General features: G+C 43.7%; 1 protein-coding gene. It reads right to left on the reverse strand.

Going from position 1 to position 1,546, the window contains the following annotated elements; genetic code table 11:
* A partial coding sequence (locus IEY42_RS22050; RefSeq protein WP_188927309.1) for an FG-GAP-like repeat-containing protein occupies positions 1–1,546 on the reverse strand: 1,546 nt, incomplete at both ends.

The raw sequence follows: 1,546 nt of genomic DNA on the forward strand, positions 1-1,546 counted from the left end.
ACCTTTCCTATGTATCAGCATGCCTCCATACTGATATGAGACTGAGACCCATTGATTAGTGTTGCTTTGAGAGGCTACCTCACTGACAACTTGCATGCCAAAAACTGGAGAAATTCCGTCCTTGTTGACACTATCGTCAGAGCCTTGAACAACATACACACTGTTATCACTTAAAGGCTTATAGCTAATCTTGGTCTCGACACCGAATCCGTTGACAATTTTATTAATCGAGTATTCTTTGGTGCCTGGGCGTCGATAATATTCTCGCCAATAGTCTCCCCAAGAAGCTAATAAATTTAAATTTCCGTCTCCTCGCGTATCACCAAAACGCACTGTGGCGTTTAGCGGAAACTCAAATTCACCGCGAGGCTCAAAATCAATCCATTCACCATTAGAGGTTGCACGGGAGAAATAACTGTAATAATTACCCGACACTGTTGCGTGGAGGACATCTGTGCGGCCATCACCGTTTAAATCAACAAACTGGTCGAGATATTTCAATGTGTCAGATGTAGCCATCCCTGTATAAACTGGTTCCAGTAAGGTCACACCATCGGAAAGCCGGTAATACCACTTGTTACTTTGTACATAAAGTAAATCAGATAACCCATCACCATTAATGTCTGCCACCCTTAAGGTATCTATTCCTAAACCAAGTGACAGGATAAACGTCAGAGAAGGAGAGCTACTGGTGCCAGAGGCAATGAAGAGCTTATGGTAGGTGTTAGTCGCCTCAACCCAGACACCGCCAATATCTCTCTCACATTCCCACTTACTTCTGATCATCGGCACAATGCGAGATCCATCATAACAAGCAGCATCAGACTCGGTGACTTTCATAATCAAATCTGAGCGACCATCGCCATTAACATCGATGACAGACGATGACTGCATATTAGCCGTTTGACTTTCGTAGTGGCCATTCATCGTACTAGCAGTAACAGTCTTGAGAAATGAATAGAGCAATACATTAGGGGTGAATGAACCAGACCCCGTATTTATATGCGCTTTTATCTGACTCCCGGTTCTAAAAACGATATCTTCATAGCCATCACCATCGATGTCCATGACTTGCGCGTTACCCTCAAGACCAGTTGCAACGACCCCTAAATCTGTAGCCTTAGGACTAGTAACTTTGATGTAGTCTGAACAAGGGCCATTGTTGTCACATAAATCCCCATATCGATTGTCTTCTTCAAAACTCAGCACAGTCCAATTGGAGGTACTAGAGTCTGCAACCAGCAGATCTCTATGACCATCACCGTTATAATCAATATTTAGAGCATACTGTTTTTTATTGGCACCTTTGGTGCTGAGCAAAGATTCTACAGCGTCATAATCGGGACCGAGCCTGGCAACCCAAGTCGAATAAGGGTAGCCATTGGCATACCCTGCTGGGCCATAATAAATAACATCAGAATATCCATCACCGTTTATATCAAAGACATGCGTATAGTCCCTATTGCTTGTGCCAGAAACCAGTGTTCTGTAACCATCAAAAGGCTCATAGTCCGACTGTGTTGCTTGCCATCGACAGAAAGTAGGT

This window comes from Shewanella algicola, from assembly GCF_014648035.1.
GTDB lineage: Bacteria > Pseudomonadota > Gammaproteobacteria > Enterobacterales > Shewanellaceae > Shewanella > Shewanella algicola.